Source organism: Lysinibacillus sp. UBA5990 (assembly GCF_002429815.1).
Lineage (GTDB): Bacteria > Bacillota > Bacilli > Bacillales_A > Planococcaceae > Lysinibacillus > Lysinibacillus fusiformis.
The window spans coordinates 71,482-92,009 of record NZ_DJAY01000012.1 but is presented as its reverse complement, the minus strand read 5'-3'; the positions used below and the strand labels follow the sequence as shown (position 1 = coordinate 92,009).

The 20,528-nt window shown below is 37.0% G+C and carries 18 protein-coding genes and 1 riboswitch; of the genes, 12 read left to right on the top strand and 6 right to left on the bottom strand.

Translation table 11 applies throughout. The features are described from left to right. Positions 1 to 188 precede the first annotated feature (188 nt). Positions 189 to 1,385, top strand: a complete 1,197-nt coding sequence (locus B3D94_RS11775; RefSeq protein WP_291757352.1) for an MFS transporter — start codon at positions 189 to 191, stop codon at positions 1,383 to 1,385. A 76-nt stretch (positions 1,386 to 1,461) separates the two neighbouring features. Here the strand turns inward: B3D94_RS11775 and B3D94_RS11770 are convergent, their stop codons facing one another. Continuing rightward, the gene (locus tag B3D94_RS11770) at positions 1,462 to 1,665 is read right to left on the bottom strand and encodes an alpha/beta-type small acid-soluble spore protein (RefSeq protein ID WP_008173624.1); all 204 of its coding nucleotides are present in this window, start codon (positions 1,663 to 1,665) and stop codon (positions 1,462 to 1,464) included. Between the two features lie 187 nt (positions 1,666 to 1,852). Here B3D94_RS11770 and B3D94_RS11765 point away from each other — a divergent pair, with 187 nt between their 5' ends. From B3D94_RS11765 to B3D94_RS11740, 6 genes are all read left to right on the top strand, one after another. Then, positions 1,853 to 2,347, top strand: coding sequence for a DUF1456 family protein (locus B3D94_RS11765; RefSeq protein WP_008173623.1), 495 nt, complete (start codon positions 1,853 to 1,855; stop codon positions 2,345 to 2,347). Positions 2,348 to 2,494: 147 nt separating this feature from the next. Next, a complete protein-coding gene (locus B3D94_RS11760; RefSeq protein ID WP_069482711.1) occupies positions 2,495 to 2,689 on the top strand; it encodes a hypothetical protein in 195 nt (64 codons plus the stop codon). A 175-nt stretch (positions 2,690 to 2,864) separates the two neighbouring features. Then, a riboswitch (cyclic di-GMP riboswitch) is annotated at positions 2,865 to 2,950 on the top strand. Between the two features lie 107 nt (positions 2,951 to 3,057). Then, positions 3,058 to 4,809: a methyl-accepting chemotaxis protein gene (locus B3D94_RS11755; protein ID WP_291757351.1), complete on the top strand. Its 1,752-nt coding sequence runs from the start codon at positions 3,058 to 3,060 to the stop codon at positions 4,807 to 4,809. After that, the gene (locus B3D94_RS11750) at positions 4,799 to 5,551 is read left to right on the top strand and encodes an SDR family NAD(P)-dependent oxidoreductase (protein WP_291757350.1); all 753 of its coding nucleotides are present in this window, start codon (positions 4,799 to 4,801) and stop codon (positions 5,549 to 5,551) included. The genes B3D94_RS11755 and B3D94_RS11750 overlap by 11 nt, the downstream gene beginning before the upstream one ends. A gap of 21 nt (positions 5,552 to 5,572) precedes the next feature. After that, the gene (locus B3D94_RS11745) at positions 5,573 to 7,063 is read left to right on the top strand and encodes a sodium:solute symporter family protein (protein ID WP_193833149.1); all 1,491 of its coding nucleotides are present in this window, start codon (positions 5,573 to 5,575) and stop codon (positions 7,061 to 7,063) included. 144 nt (positions 7,064 to 7,207) lie between these two features. Then, the gene (locus B3D94_RS11740; protein ID WP_193833148.1) at positions 7,208 to 7,888 is read left to right on the top strand and encodes a hypothetical protein; all 681 of its coding nucleotides are present in this window, start codon (positions 7,208 to 7,210) and stop codon (positions 7,886 to 7,888) included. 62 nt (positions 7,889 to 7,950) lie between these two features. Here the strand turns inward: B3D94_RS11740 and B3D94_RS11735 are convergent, their stop codons facing one another. Both B3D94_RS11735 and B3D94_RS11730 read right to left on the bottom strand, forming a co-directional pair. Then, positions 7,951 to 9,645, bottom strand: coding sequence for a methyl-accepting chemotaxis protein (locus tag B3D94_RS11735; protein ID WP_291757349.1), 1,695 nt, complete (start codon positions 9,643 to 9,645; stop codon positions 7,951 to 7,953). A 261-nt stretch (positions 9,646 to 9,906) separates the two neighbouring features. Beyond that, positions 9,907 to 10,902, bottom strand: a complete 996-nt coding sequence (locus B3D94_RS11730; RefSeq protein ID WP_069482705.1) for a M23 family metallopeptidase — start codon at positions 10,900 to 10,902, stop codon at positions 9,907 to 9,909. A gap of 215 nt (positions 10,903 to 11,117) precedes the next feature. On the opposite strand from B3D94_RS11730, the gene B3D94_RS11725 reads away from it, so the two are divergent. The 3 genes from B3D94_RS11725 to B3D94_RS11715 all read left to right on the top strand — a co-directional run bounded on the left by B3D94_RS11725 (position 11,118) and on the right by B3D94_RS11715 (position 15,793). Further along, positions 11,118 to 13,013 (top strand): PrkA family serine protein kinase, encoded by a 1,896-nt coding sequence (locus B3D94_RS11725; protein ID WP_069483423.1) that lies wholly within the window; start codon positions 11,118 to 11,120, stop codon positions 13,011 to 13,013. A gap of 173 nt (positions 13,014 to 13,186) precedes the next feature. Continuing rightward, a complete protein-coding gene (yhbH, locus tag B3D94_RS11720) occupies positions 13,187 to 14,344 on the top strand; it encodes a sporulation protein YhbH (protein WP_069482704.1) in 1,158 nt (385 codons plus the stop codon). A 45-nt stretch (positions 14,345 to 14,389) separates the two neighbouring features. Then, positions 14,390 to 15,793, top strand: a complete 1,404-nt coding sequence (locus tag B3D94_RS11715) for a SpoVR family protein (RefSeq protein WP_291757348.1) — start codon at positions 14,390 to 14,392, stop codon at positions 15,791 to 15,793. Positions 15,794 to 15,846: 53 nt separating this feature from the next. Here B3D94_RS11715 and B3D94_RS11710 read toward each other — a convergent pair whose 3' ends face one another. Then, a complete protein-coding gene (locus B3D94_RS11710) occupies positions 15,847 to 16,257 on the bottom strand; it encodes a hypothetical protein (protein ID WP_258269984.1) in 411 nt (136 codons plus the stop codon). 180 nt (positions 16,258 to 16,437) lie between these two features. Between B3D94_RS11710 and B3D94_RS11705 the strand changes: the two genes are divergently transcribed. Then, positions 16,438 to 17,313, top strand: a complete 876-nt coding sequence (locus B3D94_RS11705; protein WP_069482701.1) for a radical SAM/SPASM domain-containing protein — start codon at positions 16,438 to 16,440, stop codon at positions 17,311 to 17,313. A 31-nt stretch (positions 17,314 to 17,344) separates the two neighbouring features. Here B3D94_RS11705 and B3D94_RS11700 read toward each other — a convergent pair whose 3' ends face one another. Next, a complete protein-coding gene (locus B3D94_RS11700; protein WP_031416838.1) occupies positions 17,345 to 17,734 on the bottom strand; it encodes a helix-turn-helix domain-containing protein in 390 nt (129 codons plus the stop codon). A gap of 219 nt (positions 17,735 to 17,953) precedes the next feature. Here B3D94_RS11700 and B3D94_RS11695 point away from each other — a divergent pair, with 219 nt between their 5' ends. After that, positions 17,954 to 18,622, top strand: coding sequence for a hypothetical protein (locus B3D94_RS11695; RefSeq protein ID WP_291757347.1), 669 nt, complete (start codon positions 17,954 to 17,956; stop codon positions 18,620 to 18,622). A gap of 49 nt (positions 18,623 to 18,671) precedes the next feature. Here the strand turns inward: B3D94_RS11695 and B3D94_RS11690 are convergent, their stop codons facing one another. Continuing rightward, positions 18,672 to 20,342, bottom strand: a complete 1,671-nt coding sequence (locus tag B3D94_RS11690; RefSeq protein WP_291757346.1) for a ribonuclease J — start codon at positions 20,340 to 20,342, stop codon at positions 18,672 to 18,674. Positions 20,343 to 20,528 lie beyond the last annotated feature (186 nt).

The window sequence follows — 20,528 nt, the reverse complement described above, 5'->3', positions numbered from 1 at the left end:
GGCTTATAATATCTTTGCTTTGGCATGCCCTTTTGTCTTCTCTGACTAAAGGGCTTTTATTTTTGTTCAAATACACCTCTTTTAAAGGAAGTCCCGTGAGGCTTCAAAAGAGAATGGACAGGACAGCTTTAATCCATTCACTCGAACGCTAAAAGAGAGAGACAACAAAAATCTGGAGGTTAGAAAGAATGGATTATCGAAAAAAAACCGTGGTCGCTTCAGTGGCCGGGTTAACGCTAGAAGGAATGGACATTATGTTTATTTCTTTTGCAATGACAATGATTATTGCAGAATTTAACATTGATCTGGCAACGGGTGGATTAATTTCATCCATCACGAATATCGGTATGCTCTTAGGTGGGATTATTTTTGGTGTGCTTGCAGATAAGTATGGTCGGGTAAAAGTATTCACATATACCATCATATTGTTTGCAATCGGTACAGCCCTAACAGGAGTAGCAACAAGTATTGAACAAGTTTATGTATATAGATTTATCGCTGGACTAGGTGCTGGTGGGGAGTACGGTATCGGAATGGCGCTTGTCGCCGAGGCTTGGCCAAAAAATAAACAAGGAAGAGCATCTTCATATGTGAGTGTAGGGGCACAATACGGGGTCATATTAGCAGCTTTATTAAGCGCCGTTATTTTACCGACATTAGGATGGAGAGCACTATTCTTTGTTGGCGTATTACCAGTGATCTTTGCCTTTATCGTACGAAAAAATCTTCATGAATCACCAGAATGGCTGGCGTCACAAAACCATCAAAGTAACAAGGAGAAAAAAGGGAAATTGGCACAGCTATTTGCAACACCTCGTGTCACTATGACGACCCTAACCTTAATATTAATGGCAACTGTTCAAATTGCAGGCTATAATGGCCTGATGATCTGGCTCCCATCCATGCTCCAAAAATCGCAAGGTTTATCTGTTTCAAGCTCAGCATTGTGGACAATTAGTACTGCAGTCGGCATGATTATCGGCATGCTCACTTTCGGAAGATTTATGGATCGTTTTGGTGCGAAACGTGCATTTTGTATCTTTTTATTGGCCTCTGCATGTGCCGTATTTCTATACTCCTTTGCGACAGGAGCTGTAGCTATATTAATGGGTGGTGCAATTGTAGGATTCTTCTCTAATGGGATGTTTGCTGGCTACGGTGCATTAATTAGTAGCTTCTATCCAGTGCAAATTCGTAGTACAGCAACAAATACAATTTTTAACTTTGGTCGAGCAATAGGAGGATTCTCACCAATATTTGTCGGCTATATTTTACAAAGCTATGATATGACAGTCGTTATGATTTACTTAGCAGCGCTATATGGCATTTCCTTTATGGTCATGCTAACGCTAAAAGGCTCGACTGAGGATTTGCAAACAGCTTAATCCAAACCATTACAAAAGAACGAATTCCACTTCTTCAAAAGGAGAGGGATTCGTTCTTTTCTTGTTAGTTTTTTTATTATAATAAACCTTTTGAACGTTTCTCAGCGATTTCCACTAGGCGTTTTGTAATTTCTCCTCCAACTGAACCATTAGCGCGAGAAGATGCTTCTGGCCCAAGCTGAACGCCAAACTCTTGTGCAATTTCATATTTCATTTGATTCACGGCTTCTTGTACACCAGGTACTAGAAGTTTATTTGAGCTACGATTATTATTAGCCATTATTCTCACCTCCTTGCATATAGAATGGTTGCCTACAAACTTTTCATACATTTTAAAAGAAGGAAACGCACACGCTAATTGCTAACAGCAACAACTTGTGGAAATCAAGCTAAAATGAGCAAACTGTCTGTTATAATAAAGCCTGGCTCTTTGCTAAAGAAGGTTGATTAAAAGGAGGAATTTATCAATGACGAATAATGATATTCTCATTCGTTTACGCTACGCGTTAGATATAAAAAATGTAGATATGGTGGAAATATTTAAGCTAGGTGGCATGGTTTATACGAAGGAAGAAATATTAAACATGCTTCTTAAGGTTAATGATGAGGAAGAAGCACCAGAAGAATACATCAAATGTAATAATAAAATGGTAGAAGCCTTTTTGAATGGATTCATTACTTTTAAACGAGGTCCTCAAAAGCCAAAGGAAGGACAGCCAGAAGGTCCATTACCTGTCTCGGGGAAAGAAAGCCCAAATAATATGCTTTTAAAGAAAGTGAAAATTGCCTTAGCTTTAACAACGGAGGACATGCTTGAAATATTATATGATGGAGGGATTAAAGTAACAAAAGGTGAGTTAGGTGCGATTTTAAGAAACCCAAGTCATCGTAATTATAAAGAATGTGGCGATTCATTTGTTCGTAATTTCTTAAGAGGCTTAACATATAAATATAGAGAATAATGCGCTAATATAGCGAGAATCAATCATAAAGTACCATTTTTTTCTTTTAAATTAGTTGACATTTTGTGACGGAATTGTGTACAATCAAATTATCACAAAATGTTCACAAAAAAGATGAAAAATGTTCACAAACAAAGGGGTGCTTGTATGATTTATTTTGACATCTTATTAGTAGCTATTGCATGTGTTACAATGCCTTTTATTGTTGCGGTTATGTTAGATATTTTTTATGCAGAACGAAAAAAAGTTCGTTTTTCATTAAGACGTACTTCATTATGGTATATGGCTATGTTTACTCTTTCCTTTATACCATCCGTATTACTGATTACACAAAACGTATGAATTATTCAAACACTTAGGGGTAAGTGGAAAATATGCAGCTGTGACATGAATACATGTTGTAGCTGTTTTTATTTTGCCCAATAAATTTGAAGTACAAGTAATGAAGTAGTATAAAATATGTATATTTTATATTGGTAGCATTGACTACTTTTTCCCATTGTGTTAATTTTGGGAGGGAAAAGATAGGCAAATTTACTGAAAAGTAAAGATGCAAAGCTACAGGTCTAAGGGAATAATTACTTAGATGGCTAGGTTGCAAAAGAGTGCTAGTTGTATCCATTAAATTCTAGTTTTAGTTCTTTTTATGCCTATTTCTTTCGGAATAGGCTTTTTATTTGCAAAAAAAACGTATAAGGAGGAAAAAAGTCATGAATTTATGGAAAAACATCTCATTAAAAAACAAACTTTTACTGACGGTTTCCATCGTTGTGTTATTGCTTATAGCCGTCATCACTACTCAAAGTATTAAAGAATTAAACAATCGAATGACTGTTGATTTGGAACAAGAATTAAAAAGCGTTGGTTTGTTAACAGCAATGAATTTAGATAGTAATGAAGTGAAGGATTTATTGTCTGAAAAAGGAGAAACGAACGCCAAATTTACAAAGGTACAAAAACAACTCGATATGATTCAAGAACAACAAGGTATTATGAGTTGGAGTTATATTTGGGATGTACAAGATGAAGGTGGGGTCAATCCGATTGGCTATACATCTAATTTAAATGAGGTCTATGAAGCAGGAGAAATTTTTACCGATTTAGCGAATGAGCATGTTGAAACAGCAAAATTAGCTATTCAAAATAATAGTACTGAAGTAACAGATATATTCGAGGATCCTTTTGGTTCCTGGAGAACAGTTTTCAGCCCCATTCACGATGATAATGGTCAATTGATAGCGCTATTAGGAATTGATTATTCTGCGGACTATATCAATACCATTATTAAAGCAAGTGTTATTAAGCAAATTGTCATTGCAATTATCGGAATTTTAATTTTATTAGTCTTAGTTTACATAATTATAGATCGTTTATTAAAGCCACTTCAAAAAGTTGTAAATGTAGCAAACCAAGTAGCAAATGGGGAGCTAATAAATGTTGATTTAGATATTACTAAAGATGAAATCGGCAATTTATCAGCATCTATTCAAACAATGGTTGCTAATTTACAACATATTATTTTAAACATCAGAAATACTTCGAATCACGTATCTTCAGCAGCGACTCAATTAACGGTCAATGCTGGTGAGACTTATAACAGCTCTACTAATATTGCCAATGATGTAAAGCAAATTACCCAAAATGCAGAAGCTTCTATGACAATGACAGAGGAAACAGCAGCTGCTATGGAGGAGACTGCAACTGGTATCCAACAAATTGCTGACTCGGCTAATACAGCGGCAGAATCTTCTATTTCAGCATCACAAGCATCTGAACGAGGCAATCAAGTTGTGCATCAAGTCATTGCACAAATGGAATTAATCAATGAATCAGTTGAGCAAATTGGCACAACGATTAATGGCTTACATGTTAATACTAAAAAAATTAGTGACATTGTCAGCTTAATTACGGCTATTGCAGACCAAACAAATCTTTTAGCATTGAACGCAGCCATTGAAGCGGCACGAGCAGGAGAACATGGGAAGGGCTTCGCTGTTGTAGCTGATGAGGTAAGACGACTAGCTGAGCAATCCTCACAGTCAGCAACTGAAATTTATAATTTAATTAGTTCGATTCAGCAAGATTCTAATGCCTCTCTTACTGTTATGGAAAAAGGAAAAGAAGATGTAAAAGTAGGTATGACATTTACTAATGAGGTGGGAGAGATCTTTAAGGAAATTCTTACTTCCTCTGAAGAAGTGGCAAATCAAATACGTGAAATTTCGGCAGCCTCTCAGCAAATCTCTGCCTCCTCGGAGGAAGTGGCTGCATCTGTTAATAACATTAAACAATCTGCAGAATTATCGGCTGATTTTTCTTCTAATGTTTCCAAATCTACACAAGAACAGTTAACGACAATGCAGGAAGTGAAAGATGCTTCCTCAGCTCTTGGACAAACAGCAGAAGAGCTTCAAGCACTTGTGACAAAATTCAAATTGGAGAATGATCAAGATGAATATTAATTTTACAGGGAAAAATGTTTTAATTACTGGCTCTAGTAAAGGGATCGGCAAAGCCATTGCATTAGGCTTTGCCCAACATGGGGCTAATATTTTAATCAATTATATTGGGGATGAGCATGAGGCAGAGGTAGTTCGTATGGAGGCTGAAAAGTTTGGTGTTAAAGCGTTGACCTTCCATGCAGATGTTTCTAAATCTCAGGAAGTGCAAGACATGTATCAATATATGGACAAGCATTTAGGAGAAATTGATATTCTTGTGAATAATGCTGGGTTTGCACAGGCATCAAGCATTACTGATTTGACGGATGAGCAATGGGACAAAATGATTAAGGTTCATTTATATGGATGCTTCTATAATTGCCGTGAAGCTGCTAAAAGAATGAAAGAACGCGATACAGGGAAAATCATTAATATTTCTTCTGATATAGGGAGCTTAGGCTGTGAAGAATTTACGCATTATTCTGCCGCTAAAGGTGCTATTAATGCCTTTACAAAAGCTTTAGCTAGAGAATTAGCACCGTCTATACTTGTCAATGCAGTAGCTCCAAGTGGTACGTTTACGGACATTTTAAAAGAGTTTGGAGACAACTATGTGGAGGAAGAATCGGCAAAATACCCATTAAAACGTTTAGCACAGCCAGAAGAAATAGCCAAAAGTGTGTTATTTTTAGCCTCTCAGCATGCTAATTTCTATACAGGTCAAATATTAACACCTAATGGTGGCGTTGTAATGAACGGATAATGGAAACTAAGGAGTACGAGCATGTTAAATATAATCATCTTTAGCTTATACTTACTATTTATTTATTATATTGGCTATAAAGGGTACAAGCGTGTCAACACCGCAGAGGATTTAATTGTTGCTGGATGGAGTATGCCTCTTTCTGTTGTCACAGGAAGTTTAGTCGCGGCTTTATTAGCTGCTCCATTCTTTTTTGCAGCAGTCGGCTCAGGGTATACGAGTGGAGGCTTTGAAGGTTCAGCAACAATGGGTGGCTTAGGAACTTGTATGATTCTTGGTGCACTCATTTGGACAAAACCACTACGTCGTTTAAAGGGCTGGACATTAGCAGATTACTATGGCTTACGCTATGGTAGTAAAAAACTAGGCGCCTATACAGGTATCGTAATGGCCATTGCCTTTGGTGTGTTTAATGCGGCAGCATTAACAGTCGGTGGTACATATATTATTCAGCAGCTATTACAAATTGACTTCATTCCTGCAGCACTTCTATTTGTATCGTTAACAGCCATCTATTCGGTTATAGGTGGTTTATGGGCAGTCGCTTATACAGAAATTGTACAGGGTGCACTTGCCGTAGCAGGGATTCTAGGAATTACTATCTTTATTTTATTTTACTATCCAGACGTGACCTTTAACCCTGAGTGGTGGAATATTCATACATTGTTTGAGAAGGCAGGAGCCGAGTTTTGGACGCTATATCTTGTCTTAGCACTTGGGGACATTCCAGCTGTTGACCTTGGTCAAAGGGTAGCAGCGGCGAAAAGTCCAAGAGTAGCTCAGCGCAGTATGATCATTGCGGGAACTATAGTTATTGCTATCAGCTGGATTCCAGGAATGTTAGGTGAAGCTTTCAAATCTATTTATCCTAATAGTACTAACCCAGAAACATTGATGCTTACCTTTGCACAAGGTTATTTCCCACCGCTTTTGGCAGCAATTTTTTTAACAGCCATGGCAGCTATGGGCATGTCTACGGTAGCCGCATGCTATGTAGCGACTTCGGGAATTGTCACAAAGAACATTTATTTAGATTTTATTAATCGTAATCCTGATCCTAAAAAGCTGCTAAGATTTTCACGCTCTGTCATTCTATCAAGTGCTTTACTAGGGCTAGTGTTAGCGGTAAGCTTTCAAAAAGTTATTGATTTAGCGTATTTAGCATGGGATGTTATTTTTGTAACGATATTCTGGCCAATCGTTTTAGGACCCTTTTGGAAACGTGTGAGTACGCCTGCCGTATGGGCAAGTATTTCCGTTGGCCTAATCTATTACATTGTTACTTCATTGACATTTGTGCCTAGTTTGACCATTCAATCAGAAGGATTCATTGGTCTATTAAATGAATTATGGCAGGCACCTGTATTTTCGGGCGTTGTTATAACGGGGATTACTATTGTAGTCGTAAGCCTACTAGTGCCACCATCACAGCATGTCCTTGAGATGCACAAAATAGAAAAAGATAAAACACTAGACGACGTAAGCAGTAAAGAAGAATTAGTCGGTCGCTAATAGAGAACATGAGATCCTTGTACATTCATCGATCTCATGTTTTTTTATGATGAAGAAATAAGTATGAAAAGATAGATTCATGAATAGATTGCTAGTACATTAAACTATTTCTCTAGCGATTATCTTCATAAAGGCGGGATATACTTGAAAATTATTTTCTTCATTTTATTAGGGATCATCTATCTTTTTCTAGCAAATGCGATTGAACTAGCCGTTATTAAGCAGCTCTTTTTTTTAATCGGTTTAGCATTAGTGAGTATTGGAATTATTCGGTATATAAAAGAGCGTTATGTGGAATCACAAAAGTATGCACAAATGAAGGAAGCTAGTGAGGAGGAGATGAAGGCGATCCCTCACACTCAATGCCTATTATCAGAGGACGCTTTAAAGGGGTTATTGTTAAATGAACATACAAATATGCTCATCTTCGCTCAAAGGGAAGAATTAGAGGATGAACTTAAAATAATAGAAATTCCGTTTAGTAAAATCTATGAAATAGCTATGATGGAGGATGAAATGTTCGTCCTCCGAACTAAAAATTACTTAATGAGCAGCTCGTTGTTAGGGGAAGAGGAAGATTTAGCAGAAGAAGAGGAAGATGATGAGGATGATACTGTTTCACAACTATCATTAAAGTTTGTAGTCGATCATTTATCAGAGCCTATTTTAGAGTATATATTTATGGATCAGGGTGAACATCCTATAGCAAGAGATGAGGAAGAATATGAAGAAGCAATGGAATTATGTGAGAAATGGTTTCAAAAGATAAGTGTCATTATTAAGCGCCATGAGCTGGAAAGAGTTCCAATTAGACATTGGCAATAATGAAAACAAAAAAAGCTATCTCAAATCTAGAAAAAATTGAGATAGCTTTTAACATCGTTCTTTTAAATTTTAAACTGTTTTAATTGGCCATTTAATTCCTCGGCTAATCCAGCGAGCTGATTAGCGCTTCGAGCTATTTCATCCATAGTAGCGGCCGTTTCCTCCACAGTCGCTGTCGTTTGCTCAACTCCCGCAGCGGATTCCTGTGAAATGGAGGCCATCTCATCAATAGAAGCATTGATCGATTCTGAACCATCGGCTAGTTGATTTAAATTATCGGAGATAGTTGTAATATTATCAATCATATCCTCTACAGCACTAGATATTTGTTCAAATGTTTCACTTGTTTGATCAAGCTGTGCTGTTCCTCTTTTGACTTCCTCATAGCCTGTTTGTAAGGCAGTAGTGACAGTACCTGTCTCACCTTGAATACGGTTGACGATTGTTGAAATATCAGTTACTGAGAATTGTACTTGTTCGGCAAGCTTGCGGACCTCATCTGCTACAACGGCGAAGCCCTTCCCATGTTCACCTGCTCGTGCTGCTTCAATAGCTGCATTTAAAGCGAGTAAATTGGTTTGGCTGGAAATATCATCTATGACAGAAACCAGTTTGGAGATTTCAGCAGACTGATCATTCAAATTTTCCACCTTTTTCACGGAATCTAACATTATTTCATTAATAGCGGCCATTTGTTGTGTAGATTGAATCATTAAGTTTTTGCCACTAATCGTTAAATCTTGAACCTGGCTAGAATGCTCTTTTAGCTCGGTACCTTCTTGTGTTGTTTCTTGAATACTACGTTTGAACGCTGTCATCGTTTCTGCTAAATCACCTGTTGTAGAGGCTTGCGTTTCTGTGCCAGAGGCTAGCTCCTGCATAGTCACTGTAATTTGTTCAGTACCTGCCTGTACTTCATTGGAAGATTGCGCTAGCTCCTCGCTACTTGCTGCTACCGTTTCAGAAACCGTATAGATGGATTGAATAGTTTGCTTTAATTGAACATTCATCTCGTTTGCTGAAAACATTAACGTTCCAATTTCATCTCGTGTTTTTACAGTTAATGGATCTAGCTGTAAATTACCATCTGCTAGTTCCTTCATACGATTTGCTACTACCTTAATGGGCTTAGAAATCGTACTAGCTGTAACAATGGCGATTAGAATACCAATAATCGTTAAGATAGAGCTGAAAATAATACCGATCGTACGATTGGTAGAGCTCGTTGTTACAACATCATTACCAACAGCTGTAATAGCTTCTTCACGGTCATTAGCTAGCTGTTCATAGCCATTACGTACGTTCGAAACGAGATTTTGTGTATCCATTAAATTTTCTAAAGCTAGTTCCTTATTGCCCTGTTGATAGACATCGAATACCTCTGTCTTCACAATTTGGCTCCAATCACGTGCAAGTTCTACAGTTTTAGTGCGTTCCTCGGATGTATCATATTTGTCTAGAAGCGCATTATTATCCTCAGCTATTTGACGATACTCATTAAACGTTTCCTTATATTTTTCATCGCCGGTTAACACATAGTTTAAGGCTGCCGACAATCGGACACTCATAGAGAGTGCTAAATTGTTACTTGCATTGAGTACTACTAAATCTTCCTTCACTAAAGCTTTTGCTTGTTTCTCCATAGCTGTATTGGAAGTGTAAGTGTAACCTGTAAAGCTAACGACTAAAACTAACAAAAGTATAAATGCACTTAAAATTTTTGCTTTAAGTGTTTTAAACTGATAAATGCCTTTCATTTCCCCATCCCTTTACCTAACTCCATATAGAGTATTTTGAATAACAACTTTTATTTTATAACTATTTAGATAGATTAATAAGCCATTTGGTAAAAATAATTAAAAATAGTTTTTTAGTTCAACAGTATAATTATTTTTCTTTTACCAATAGTAAAATATGTACAGCTGATCGCCGGTTGATTAATATAATTATGTGAAATTTCCTAATTGCAAAGAAAAAACACCTGAAGCGAAATGCCTCAAGTGTCTTGAATCATATATTTATTGTTTTTTACTTTTTGCCTGCCGCTCCCACTGTAGTAAAGAAGGATAAGGATCAAATGCCCATTCAGTTCTTCCATTAAATTTGTAGATGCCATAATGAAGATGAGGTGGGAATTTTCCAGATGTACCTTCTTTGCCATAACCAGAGCTTCCAACATAGCCGAGCACAGTGCCGGGCTCCACAATTGTGCCTACTTCAATGTCCTTATGATAACTTCCAAGGTGGGCATAATAGTGATAGGAGTTATGATTATCACGAATGCCGATACGCCAGCCGCCAAATTGGTTCCAACCTTTTACTTCGACAACCCCATAGGAGGTAGATAATACAGGTGTTCCATAATTGGCAAAAATATCAGTTCCCTCATGTATACGACGTCCACCCCAACCTCTATTGGCGCCCCATGTTCCTCGATAGCTGTAAGTAGAGCGGATATTAAGTGGGAAGGTATGTGCATCAAGCTCGATGGTTTTATAATGTCTATATAAAGTAGAAATAGTAAAAATTTGATTAACTGCTTCTTCGCTGCCATAGTACTCCCATAAGGCTAATTTAAAATCCTCATCAGTTGTTCCATATTTAGCTAAGAAACTTGCCATTGAGAAGATGACATCCTCATCGTCCTTAGGGCTAGCAATTCCATCATTATTTCCGTCTAGGCCCATTCCTCCAAAATAGCTAATTGTTTCGGGTTTGCTGTCTTCCTTTACAGGATTTAATGCGCCAGACCAATATTCATCAGAAAATTGAATGGACAAATAGCCATCTCGCTTAGGGATATCTTTTCGAACGGATTGTAAATTTCTCTCATATTGATCAATAGCAGCTAAAAAATGCCAAGGGATGAGCAATTCATCAAATTGTACATAATAAGACATACGCTGCTGCATAATTTCTTCTTCCGTTGCTTCCTCCTTTGCAAACGAGGCAGTCGGGTAGAGTGTAATTCCTAAAAGTATGAATGTTAAAAACAACTTAAAATGATGATGCAATGATGGACCTCCTTTCTAAAGTTTAGAATAACCGAAATTTTTATCTTCATTCCAGAAAGCTTTTTCCTTACGATTTAGACAATGTTTTCCCGGTTTTTTTGGCAATAAAAAAAAGCATAATAAGAAGAAACTTCACTAAAGAAAAAGTAATCGGTATCATCATGTCATTTACTTCATACTATGTTATAAATCAAGCCCTGAATGGAGGGAAGGCTATTAACATTTTAGATAAAGTGAAAAGCTATCGCGAAGAAGAAAATAGGCTGAAGTGGGAAGGTACATTTGCAGAGTATTTAAACATTATTAGGGAAAGACCTGAAGTTGCTCAAACAGCCCATTCACGCGTCTACAATATGATAAAAAGTGCTGGTGTAGAGGAACGCGATGGGCAAAAAATGTACAAATTTTTCGGACATGAAATTTTTGGGCTTGAAACAGCTATAGAAAGACTGGTGGAGGAATATTTCCATCCAGCAGCACGCAGGCTAGATGTTAGAAAGCGTATTTTATTATTAATGGGACCAGTTAGTGGTGGTAAATCAACAATTGTTACTTTATTGAAACGCGGGTTAGAGCAATATTCTCGTACAGACGAGGGTGCGGTCTACGCAATTAAGGGATGTCCAATGCATGAGGACCCATTGCACTTAATTCCACATCATTTGCGTAATGATTTCTTTGAGGAGTATGGCATAAGAATTGAAGGAAGTTTATCGCCTTTAAATACGATGCGTCTTGAAAAGGAATACGATGGACGTATTGAAAACGTCATGATTGAACGAATTTCTTTTTCTGAAGATAAACGCGTAGGGATAGGAACATTTACACCTTCTGATCCGAAATCCCAGGATATTGCCGATTTAACGGGAAGTATTGATTTCTCCACAATCGGTGAATTTGGCTCTGAATCAGATCCCCGTGCATATCGCTTTGATGGGGAGCTCAATAAAGCTAATCGTGGAATGATGGAGTTCCAAGAGATGCTGAAGCTGGATGAAAAATTCTTGTGGAATTTATTATCTTTAACGCAAGAGGGCAATTTCAAAGCAGGAAGATTTGCATTAATTAGTGCGGATGAGTTAATTGTAGCTCATACAAACGAAACCGAATATCGATCCTTTATTTCTAATAAAAAGAATGAGGCATTACATTCCCGTATTATTGTTATGCCTATTCCCTATAACCTAAAGATGAGTCAGGAAGAGCATATTTATGAAAAGATGATTAAAGAGAGTGATATGTCCCATGTTCATATTGCGCCGCATGCTTTAAAGGCCGCAGCAATCTTTTCGGTTCTTACAAGATTGGAGGTTCCGAAAAAACAAGGTGTGGATCTGATTAAGAAAATGCGCTTGTACGACGGAGAAAATGTGGAGGGATTTAATTCCGTTGACTTAGAGGAACTGAAAAAGGAGTTTCCTAATGAAGGCATGAACGGTATTGATCCGCGCTATATTATTAATCGTATTTCATCGGCAATTATCCGCAAAGAGGTGCCATCTATTAATGCATTAGATGTTTTACGAGCTTTGAAGGATGGATTGGATCAGCATGCTTCCATTTCTCAAGAGGATCGTGAGAAATACATGAACTATATTGCGGTTGCCCGCAGAGAGTATGATGAAATTGCGAAGAATGAAGTACAGAAGGCTTTTGTGTACTCCTATGAAGAATCAGCGAAAACATTGATGAACAATTACCTTGATAATGTAGAGGCGTTTTGTAATAAAAATAAATTATTTGATCCGCTTACTGGGGAGGAAATGAACCCAGACGAAAAATTAATGCGTTCGATTGAAGAGCAAATTGGCATTTCAGAAAATGCTAAGAAGGCATTTCGTGAGGAGATACTCATTCGTATTTCTGCCTATGCACGAAAAGGAAAACGTTTTGACTATAATTCTCACGAAAGATTGCGAGAAGCCATTCAGAAGAAATTATTTGCCGATTTGAAAGATGTAGTGAAAATTACAACTTCATCAAAAATGCCGGATGAATCGCAACTCAAGAAGATTAATGAGGTAGTCGCAAGACTTGTTGATGAGCATGGCTATAATACAACATCTGCTAACGAGTTGCTGCAATATGTAGGAAGCCTGTTGAATCGATAAACAATTATTATTGTTCCAAGTCAGATAGGAGTGTCCCAATTAGGGCACTCCTTTTACTATCAAAATGAAGGGTTTTTAGGGAATGAATTATTGAATTTATAAAAAACGTTCAAGAAAGTGCTTCTCAAGCATAGTATAGAAAAAGCGAATTTGATAGATGGGTGAGGATAAAAATGACTGAACACGAAAATAAACGCTTTGTTATCTCTCAGGAAAATTGGTCCCTCCATCGTAAAGGACACCAGGACCAACAACGACATATGGAAAAAGTGAAAGATGCGATTAAAAACAATTTACCTGATTTAGTTAGTGAAGAAAGTATTGTGATGTCTAATGGTCGCGAGGTTATAAAAATACCTATACGGTCACTTGATGAATTTAAAATTCGATATAACTATGATAACTCTAAGCATGTAGGGCAAGGACAAGGAGATAGTAATATTGGTGATGTAGTGGCACGGGATGGCAGTAAAGCCAACCAAGCTCAAGGTAAAGGAAAAGAGGCAGGTGACAAGCCTGGCCAAGATTATTATGAAGCGGAAGTCAGTATTGAGGAAATTCAAAATGTCTTATTCCACGAGTTGGAGCTACCTAATTTGCAGCAGAAGGAAAAGGCAGAAATCGTCACTGAAAAAATAGAGTTCAATGATATTCGAAAAAAAGGGTTAATGGGTAATGTGGATAAAAAGCGCACCATTTTAAATGCATTAAAACGCAATGCGATGCACGGTAAAGCTGAAATTACACCTATTCATAATGATGATTTACGTTTTAAAACATGGGATGAAGTGGTAAAGCCAGAGTCGAAAGCGGTAGTGCTTGCCATGATGGATACGAGTGGCTCGATGGGAGCATTTGAAAAGTATTGTGCTCGCAGTTTCTTCTTTTGGATGACAAAATTCTTACGTTCCAAATATGAAACGGTTGAAATTGAGTTCATTGCCCATCATACAGAAGCAAAGGTAGTTACAGAAGATGAGTTTTTCACAAAGGGAGAAAGTGGAGGAACTATTTGTTCTTCGGCTTACAAAAAAGCACTGGAATTAATTAAGGAAAAATACTCTCCATCACGCTACAATATTTATCCTGTTCATTTTTCAGATGGTGAAAATATTTCAATGGATAATGAAAAGTGCTTGAAACTAGTAGCTGAATTGATGGATGTATCCAGCATGTTTGGGTATGGAGAAGTCAATCAACATAATCGCTTCTCGACACTTATGTATACCTATAAAAAAATTGATGATCCGAAATTTAGATATCATATTTTGAGAAAAAAAGGCGATGTTTATGATGCTTTAAAGAGCTTTTTTAAGAAAAATGAGGAATGATATGGAAGTTGTATTAGTATCAACGTTCAAGGGAGGGGGCGTAAAATGGACACAAAAGAGCTTCAGAGAGCAATAGATGAAATTACCGAAATTGCCTCAGGTTTTGGCTTAGATTTTTATCCAATGCGCTATGAAATTTGTCCAGCCGATATTATTTATACATTCGGCGCCTATGGAATGCCTACTCGTTTTTCCCATTGGAGTTTTGGAAAACAATTTCATAAAATGAAGCTTCAATATGATTTAGGGCTTAGTCAAATTTATGAGCTCGTTATAAATTCTAACCCATGCTATGCATTTTTACTTGATACGAATACATTAACGCAAAATAAATTGATTATCGCCCATGTTTTAGCACACTGTGACTTCTTTAAGAATAATGTACGTTTTTCCAACACAAGAAGAGATATGGTAGAGAGTATGACAGCGACGGCTGAACGAATTGCCGGCTATGAAAGAGAATACGGTAAGGATGAGGTTGAGCAGTTTTTGGATGCCGTTTTAGCTATTCAGGAACATATTGATCCATCTATTATGAGACCGAAGCTATCTTGGAGTGAGGAAGATGAGCTAGAGGAAGAAAAGGCTCCAATAAAATCACCATATGATGATTTATGGAGCTTAGAAGAAAAAGATAAAGTTTATAAACCAATTAGACGGAGATTAAAGCAGTTCCCGCCAAAACCAGAAAAAGATCTTTTATTATTTTTAGAGGAACATAGCCGCGAGCTGGAAGATTGGCAACGAGATATATTAACAATGATGCGTGAAGAGATGCTCTATTTTTGGCCGCAATTAGAAACCAAAATAATGAATGAGGGCTGGGCATCTTTTTGGCATCAACGAATTATGCGGGAGTTGAATCTAACAACTCCAGAAACTATCGAATATGCCAAGTTAAATGCAGGAGTTGTGCAGCCCTCTAAAACATCCATTAATCCATATTACCTTGGCATTAAAATTTTTGAGGATATAGAAAATCGCTATAACAACCCGACTGATGAGATGAAGCGGTTAGGTGTACATCCGAACACGGGACGGGAAAAAATATTTGAAGTAAGAGAGATTGAGTCAGATATTTCCTTTATTCGTAATTATTTATCAAAAGACTTAGCGAAGCGTGAGGATTTATATTTATTTCAAAAGAAAGGGAATGAATATCGGATTACCGACAAAGATCATGAGATGGTTCGAGATCAGCTTGTTTCAATGCGGGTTAACGGTGGATTCCCCTATATTTTAGTGAAAAATGGAGATTATTTACGAAATGGAGAGCTCTATTTAATGCATGGCTATGAAGGCATGGAGCTAGATCCTCACTATTTAGAAAATGTGTTACCTTATATATATCAGTTGTGGGGCCGTCCGGTGCATTTAGAGACATATGTGGATGGTAAACCGATGTTGTATTCCTATGATGGGACTAAAAACTATAAACGAAATGTTTAACAAAAAACTTCTATCTGTTGAGCGTGTGAATGAACAGATAGAAGTTTTTAATTCTATTCTTCCGTTAATAAATCATTGTCCTTTTCATGGCTTTTACTATGATTAGATGAGGAATGAATATCGCTGTCAGTGACTAAGCTGTCCCGTACCTTTATATCTTGTTGTTCACCAGCTTCGTTGTTATCATTCCCAGCTATATCGCTACGGCGATTACCATCTGCGAACTGAGAATTTACATTGCGTGTGTGACTGCCATGACTAGCATTTTGACCACCTTGATTGGCATTTGTCCCCACATCCTCATTGATTTGTCCTCCGCCTTCTGCGCGTTGCTCAAAATGGAAGTCTGTATTTCCTATATTGAATGTAAAATTGAATGTAATATGGTTTCTAGCATGTTTTTCAGTAGAATTGTTTTCGGGTTCCTCAGGTTCATTAAATTTTCTAGAATTGAAACTTTGCATCGTTTGCTCTCCTTTCGACTATTGATACTAATACTAATAAGATATTACAGTTTTTGAAGTTCATTTGTACGTGTAGCCATATTCACTAGAGAGAAGCACTCGAATTTTGCTATCTATCCTATAAATTTGTTAAAATGAATGGGATTTGAATATCTAGGGAACTGGAACGGTGAAGGAAAGTTGAAAACATTTAAAAAGGTTTATATAGAAATAACGAGTGTTTGTAATTTAGCATGTAGTTTTTGTCCACCTACAGCGCGAGCAAAGGGACTCATAAAAGTAGAGCAATTTAATAAAATATTGGACGAAATCCGACCACACACAAAATATATTTATTTGCATGTAAAGGGAGAACCTCTTTTACATCCACGGATTGATCAATTATTGGATGCGGCTCATGCGAAAGGGTTTAAGGTTAATATTACAACGAATGGTACGTTAATTAAGAAAAACCGTGAAAAAATATTAGGAAAACCAGCATTACGTCAAATAAACTTTTCTCTACATAGCTTTGATGGGCATGAAGGTTCGGAAAACAGAGAAAAATATTTAGGCGATATTTTAGACTTTGTACGGGAGTCTAGAGAATACAAAACGATTATTTCCTACCGCTTATGGAATTTACAACAAGACCATGTTTCGGATGTTGCAGCACGTCGCAACCGCGAAACATTAGAAATACTAGAAAATGAGTATAATCTTGATTATCGCATCGAGGAAAAAGTAGAGCCTGGTAAGGGTGTGAAAATCGGCCCGAATATTTATTTGAATCAGGATCATGAATTTAGATGGCCTAGCTTACTGGAGCCAGAAGATGAAGGCAAAGGCTTTTGTCACGCACTTCGTAGTCAGGCTGCGATTCTTGTAGATGGTACCGTAGTACCTTGCTGCTTAGATGGCGAAGGGGTCATTAATTTAGGAAATGTTCATGAAAAATCGTTTTCAGAAATAGTGGATGGGGAACGTGCTAATAATATAATCGATGGCTTTTCAAGAAGAGAGGCTGTTGAAGAGCTTTGTAGAAAATGTGGCTATCGTCAAAAGTTTGGTATGTAATTTTTATATAGGTGAAGAAACAGCTCCAATGTCATTGACCATTGGGGCTGTTTTTCTTTGACTGTGAATCAATCGTATCTAAAAAATCCTTTGTAATACGAACTACATATTTAACTTCGTCTAAATTGCGTTCTCTTAATAATGATCGATGAATGTCTAGCATGAGGTTCTTTTCCTCAATATCAGTAACGCCAGATAATTTTTGAAAATTAAAAAGCTCCTCAGGAGGGATATCTAGTGCCTTCATAAGTGTTTCTAATGTACTTAAGGTTATATTTGATTGTCCGTGCTCAATATTGGAAACTCTCCCTTTACTGAAACCCAATTTCCCAGTTCTTTCGGCCACTTCTTCCTGGCTTAGCCCCTTAGATAATCTAATAATACGGAGTTGTTCACCTACTAGCTTTAAAAAGTCTGACATATGATTCACCTCTATGTTAAAAGCTAGTGAAAAATAGCGGAAATGACTATACTATTATAGTGGTATAATAGAGAAAATGTTACATTAAAATGGTACAATTTTAGAGTAGTCACTTTCCTTAGTCAAATGGCCTAATCGAAGCTATTAGGATTAAATCGAAAGTGAATGTTTATAGAGCAGTTTACAAAGTAGGACGTAAGATTGGAGGATGAAAGCAAGGTGAAATATTTGTTAGAAGAGGTAGCAAAAATTAAAATTGGGAAGGTGGTCACGAGTAAAAAACGTTTTGCTAGGGATGGTATTCCTTATATAACTGAAGAAGCGCTAAAGGAATTATCGATGGAAGATGATACTAGTCATTTGCCAAAGGTTGATAGTACGTTGAAAGAACAATTTTCTTTTTCACTTGTGCCCGCTCAAAGTATCGTTCTAAATAAAATGAATTTAAAGGAAACGTATATATATCAATGTAAAACAGATGTATGTATTAGCCATGATATCATTGCAATCATACCGAATGAATCAATTCTAATCGGTGACTATTTATTTCATTTTATTAAATGGTATCAGAACAATAATGAGAGATGTAATGTCTATAGTTTAATGATTGATTTACCTTCTATAGCCATTCAGCATAAAGTAGTTCAATTATTAAATGCTGTTGAACAATTATTAAAGAATAAGGGTTCATTAATCACTGCAGTTAAGGAACTACCAAAGCATTTTGATAATATTTCCAGACAAGAAAAGCAGCATTCCGACAGCTTACACCAAGGATTTGAACAATTGAATTATCTATATACAGCTATGCTAGATCATATTTTTAATGGTGATTTTTTGAATGATTTGCAACAGTATCATATTTTTCAGAGGTTATGTAGCAAATAACATAAAGCAGTCGGTGCGTAGTGGATTTAAAAATCCTCGCACCGACTGCTTAAATTTCAATAATGATAGGTAAAATCATAGGTTTCCGTTTTGTTTGTGTAAATAAATACTGACCTACTGCTTTTTTTATTTCTCGCCTTAAGACATGTATTTGTCTACTTTCTTGCTGCAACTCGATGATTATTTCTTTAGTCAGGACATTCACTTTATTTAATAGCTCCTCGAAATCCTTTGCATACACAAAGCCACGAGAAATAGTATCAGGCTCTGAAATAATAGCACCATCTGCTTTGCTAAGGGTCAAGACAATGACCAACATTCCGTCCTCAGAAAGCTGCTTGCGATCACGCAGAACAATACCTTCTACTTCACCTATGCCGATTCCATCCACATACGTATCCCCAGATGGAACTTTGCGTGTTTGTCTTGCTGTGGCATTTTCAATATCCACAACATCACCATTTTTCATAATAAACGTATGGCCCTTTTGAACACCAACAGACTCAGCTAATAATCGGTGCTGATGCAACATACGAAATTCACCATGAATTGGAATAAAAAATTGTGGTTTCATAAATGTCAGCATAAGTTTTAAATCTTCTTGATAGCCATGTCCTGAAACATGCATTCCCGTATGATTGGAAGAACCATATATGACTTTTGCGCCAAGTTGAAATAAATGATCAACAATGCGAGAAACTCCTTTTTCATTGCCTGGAATAGGAGACGCGGCGAGAATAACCAAATCATCAGGTAAAACCTTAACTTCCCGATGGTTACCATTTGCTAAACGAGCGAGTGCTGCTAACGGTTCTCCTTGACTACCTGTGCACAGTACTACTACCTCCTCAGGGGGAAGGTACTTGACTTCACGCGCATCAATTAACAGATCATCAGGAACAAATAAATAACCTCGTTCAATAGCGACATCTACAACATTTACCATACTACGACCTAATAAGGCTAGCTTTCGATTAGCAGCAATGGTTGCATGCACAATTTGTTGAATACGATTCACATTTGAGGCAAAGGTTGAGATGATGATTTTGCGCTCAGCATGGAAAAAGGCCTCATCAATATGATGTCCAACAAGTTGCTCTGAGGGTGTTAAGCCTGGCCGTTCTGCATTCGTACTTTCTGATATTAGAACCAGCACTCCTTTTGACCCGATTTCTGCCATTTTATGAATGTCTGCAAATTGGTTATTTACAGGGGTTAAGTCGAATTTGAAATCGCCCGTATGCACAACATTTCCTTCAGGTGTGGCAAGGACGATTCCTAAGCAATCGGGTATGCTATGGTTAGTTCTAAAGAAGCTTACACCAATTTCTCCCAAATTGAGTGCTGAATCAGCATGTATTTCAATTAAATCAGTTTCTCTGAGCAGCTTATGTTCTTTTAGCTTCAATTCGATCAGCCCTAAAGTGAAGCGAGTAGCATAAACAGGAACGTTTAATTTTTTTAAGAGATATGGAATACCCCCAATGTGATCTTCATGTCCATGCGTCACAATTAAAGCCTTAACTTTTTCTTTATTTTCAAGCAAATAGGTAATATCAGGGATTATCAAATCAATACCGAGCAACGTTTCATCTGGAAATTTTGCTCCGCAATCAATAAGGATCATATCATCTGCATATTGAACTACATACATATTCTTGCCAATTTCATTAATACCACCTAAGGCAAAAATGGATAATAACTGTTTCTTTGTGGACAAAATACTCCCTCCTAAAGTTGTAACTCCATCTAATAATTTCTTTAGCCATTGATAGTATAGCTTTTAGTGTTTCATCCTATACGAAATGGATCATGATGATCTGAAGACTACTATTTATATTTCATGAAGAATAGAATGGAGGGGACTTAAAATTGGCACGATAGCGTCACGCTTCTTTTAAAGTTA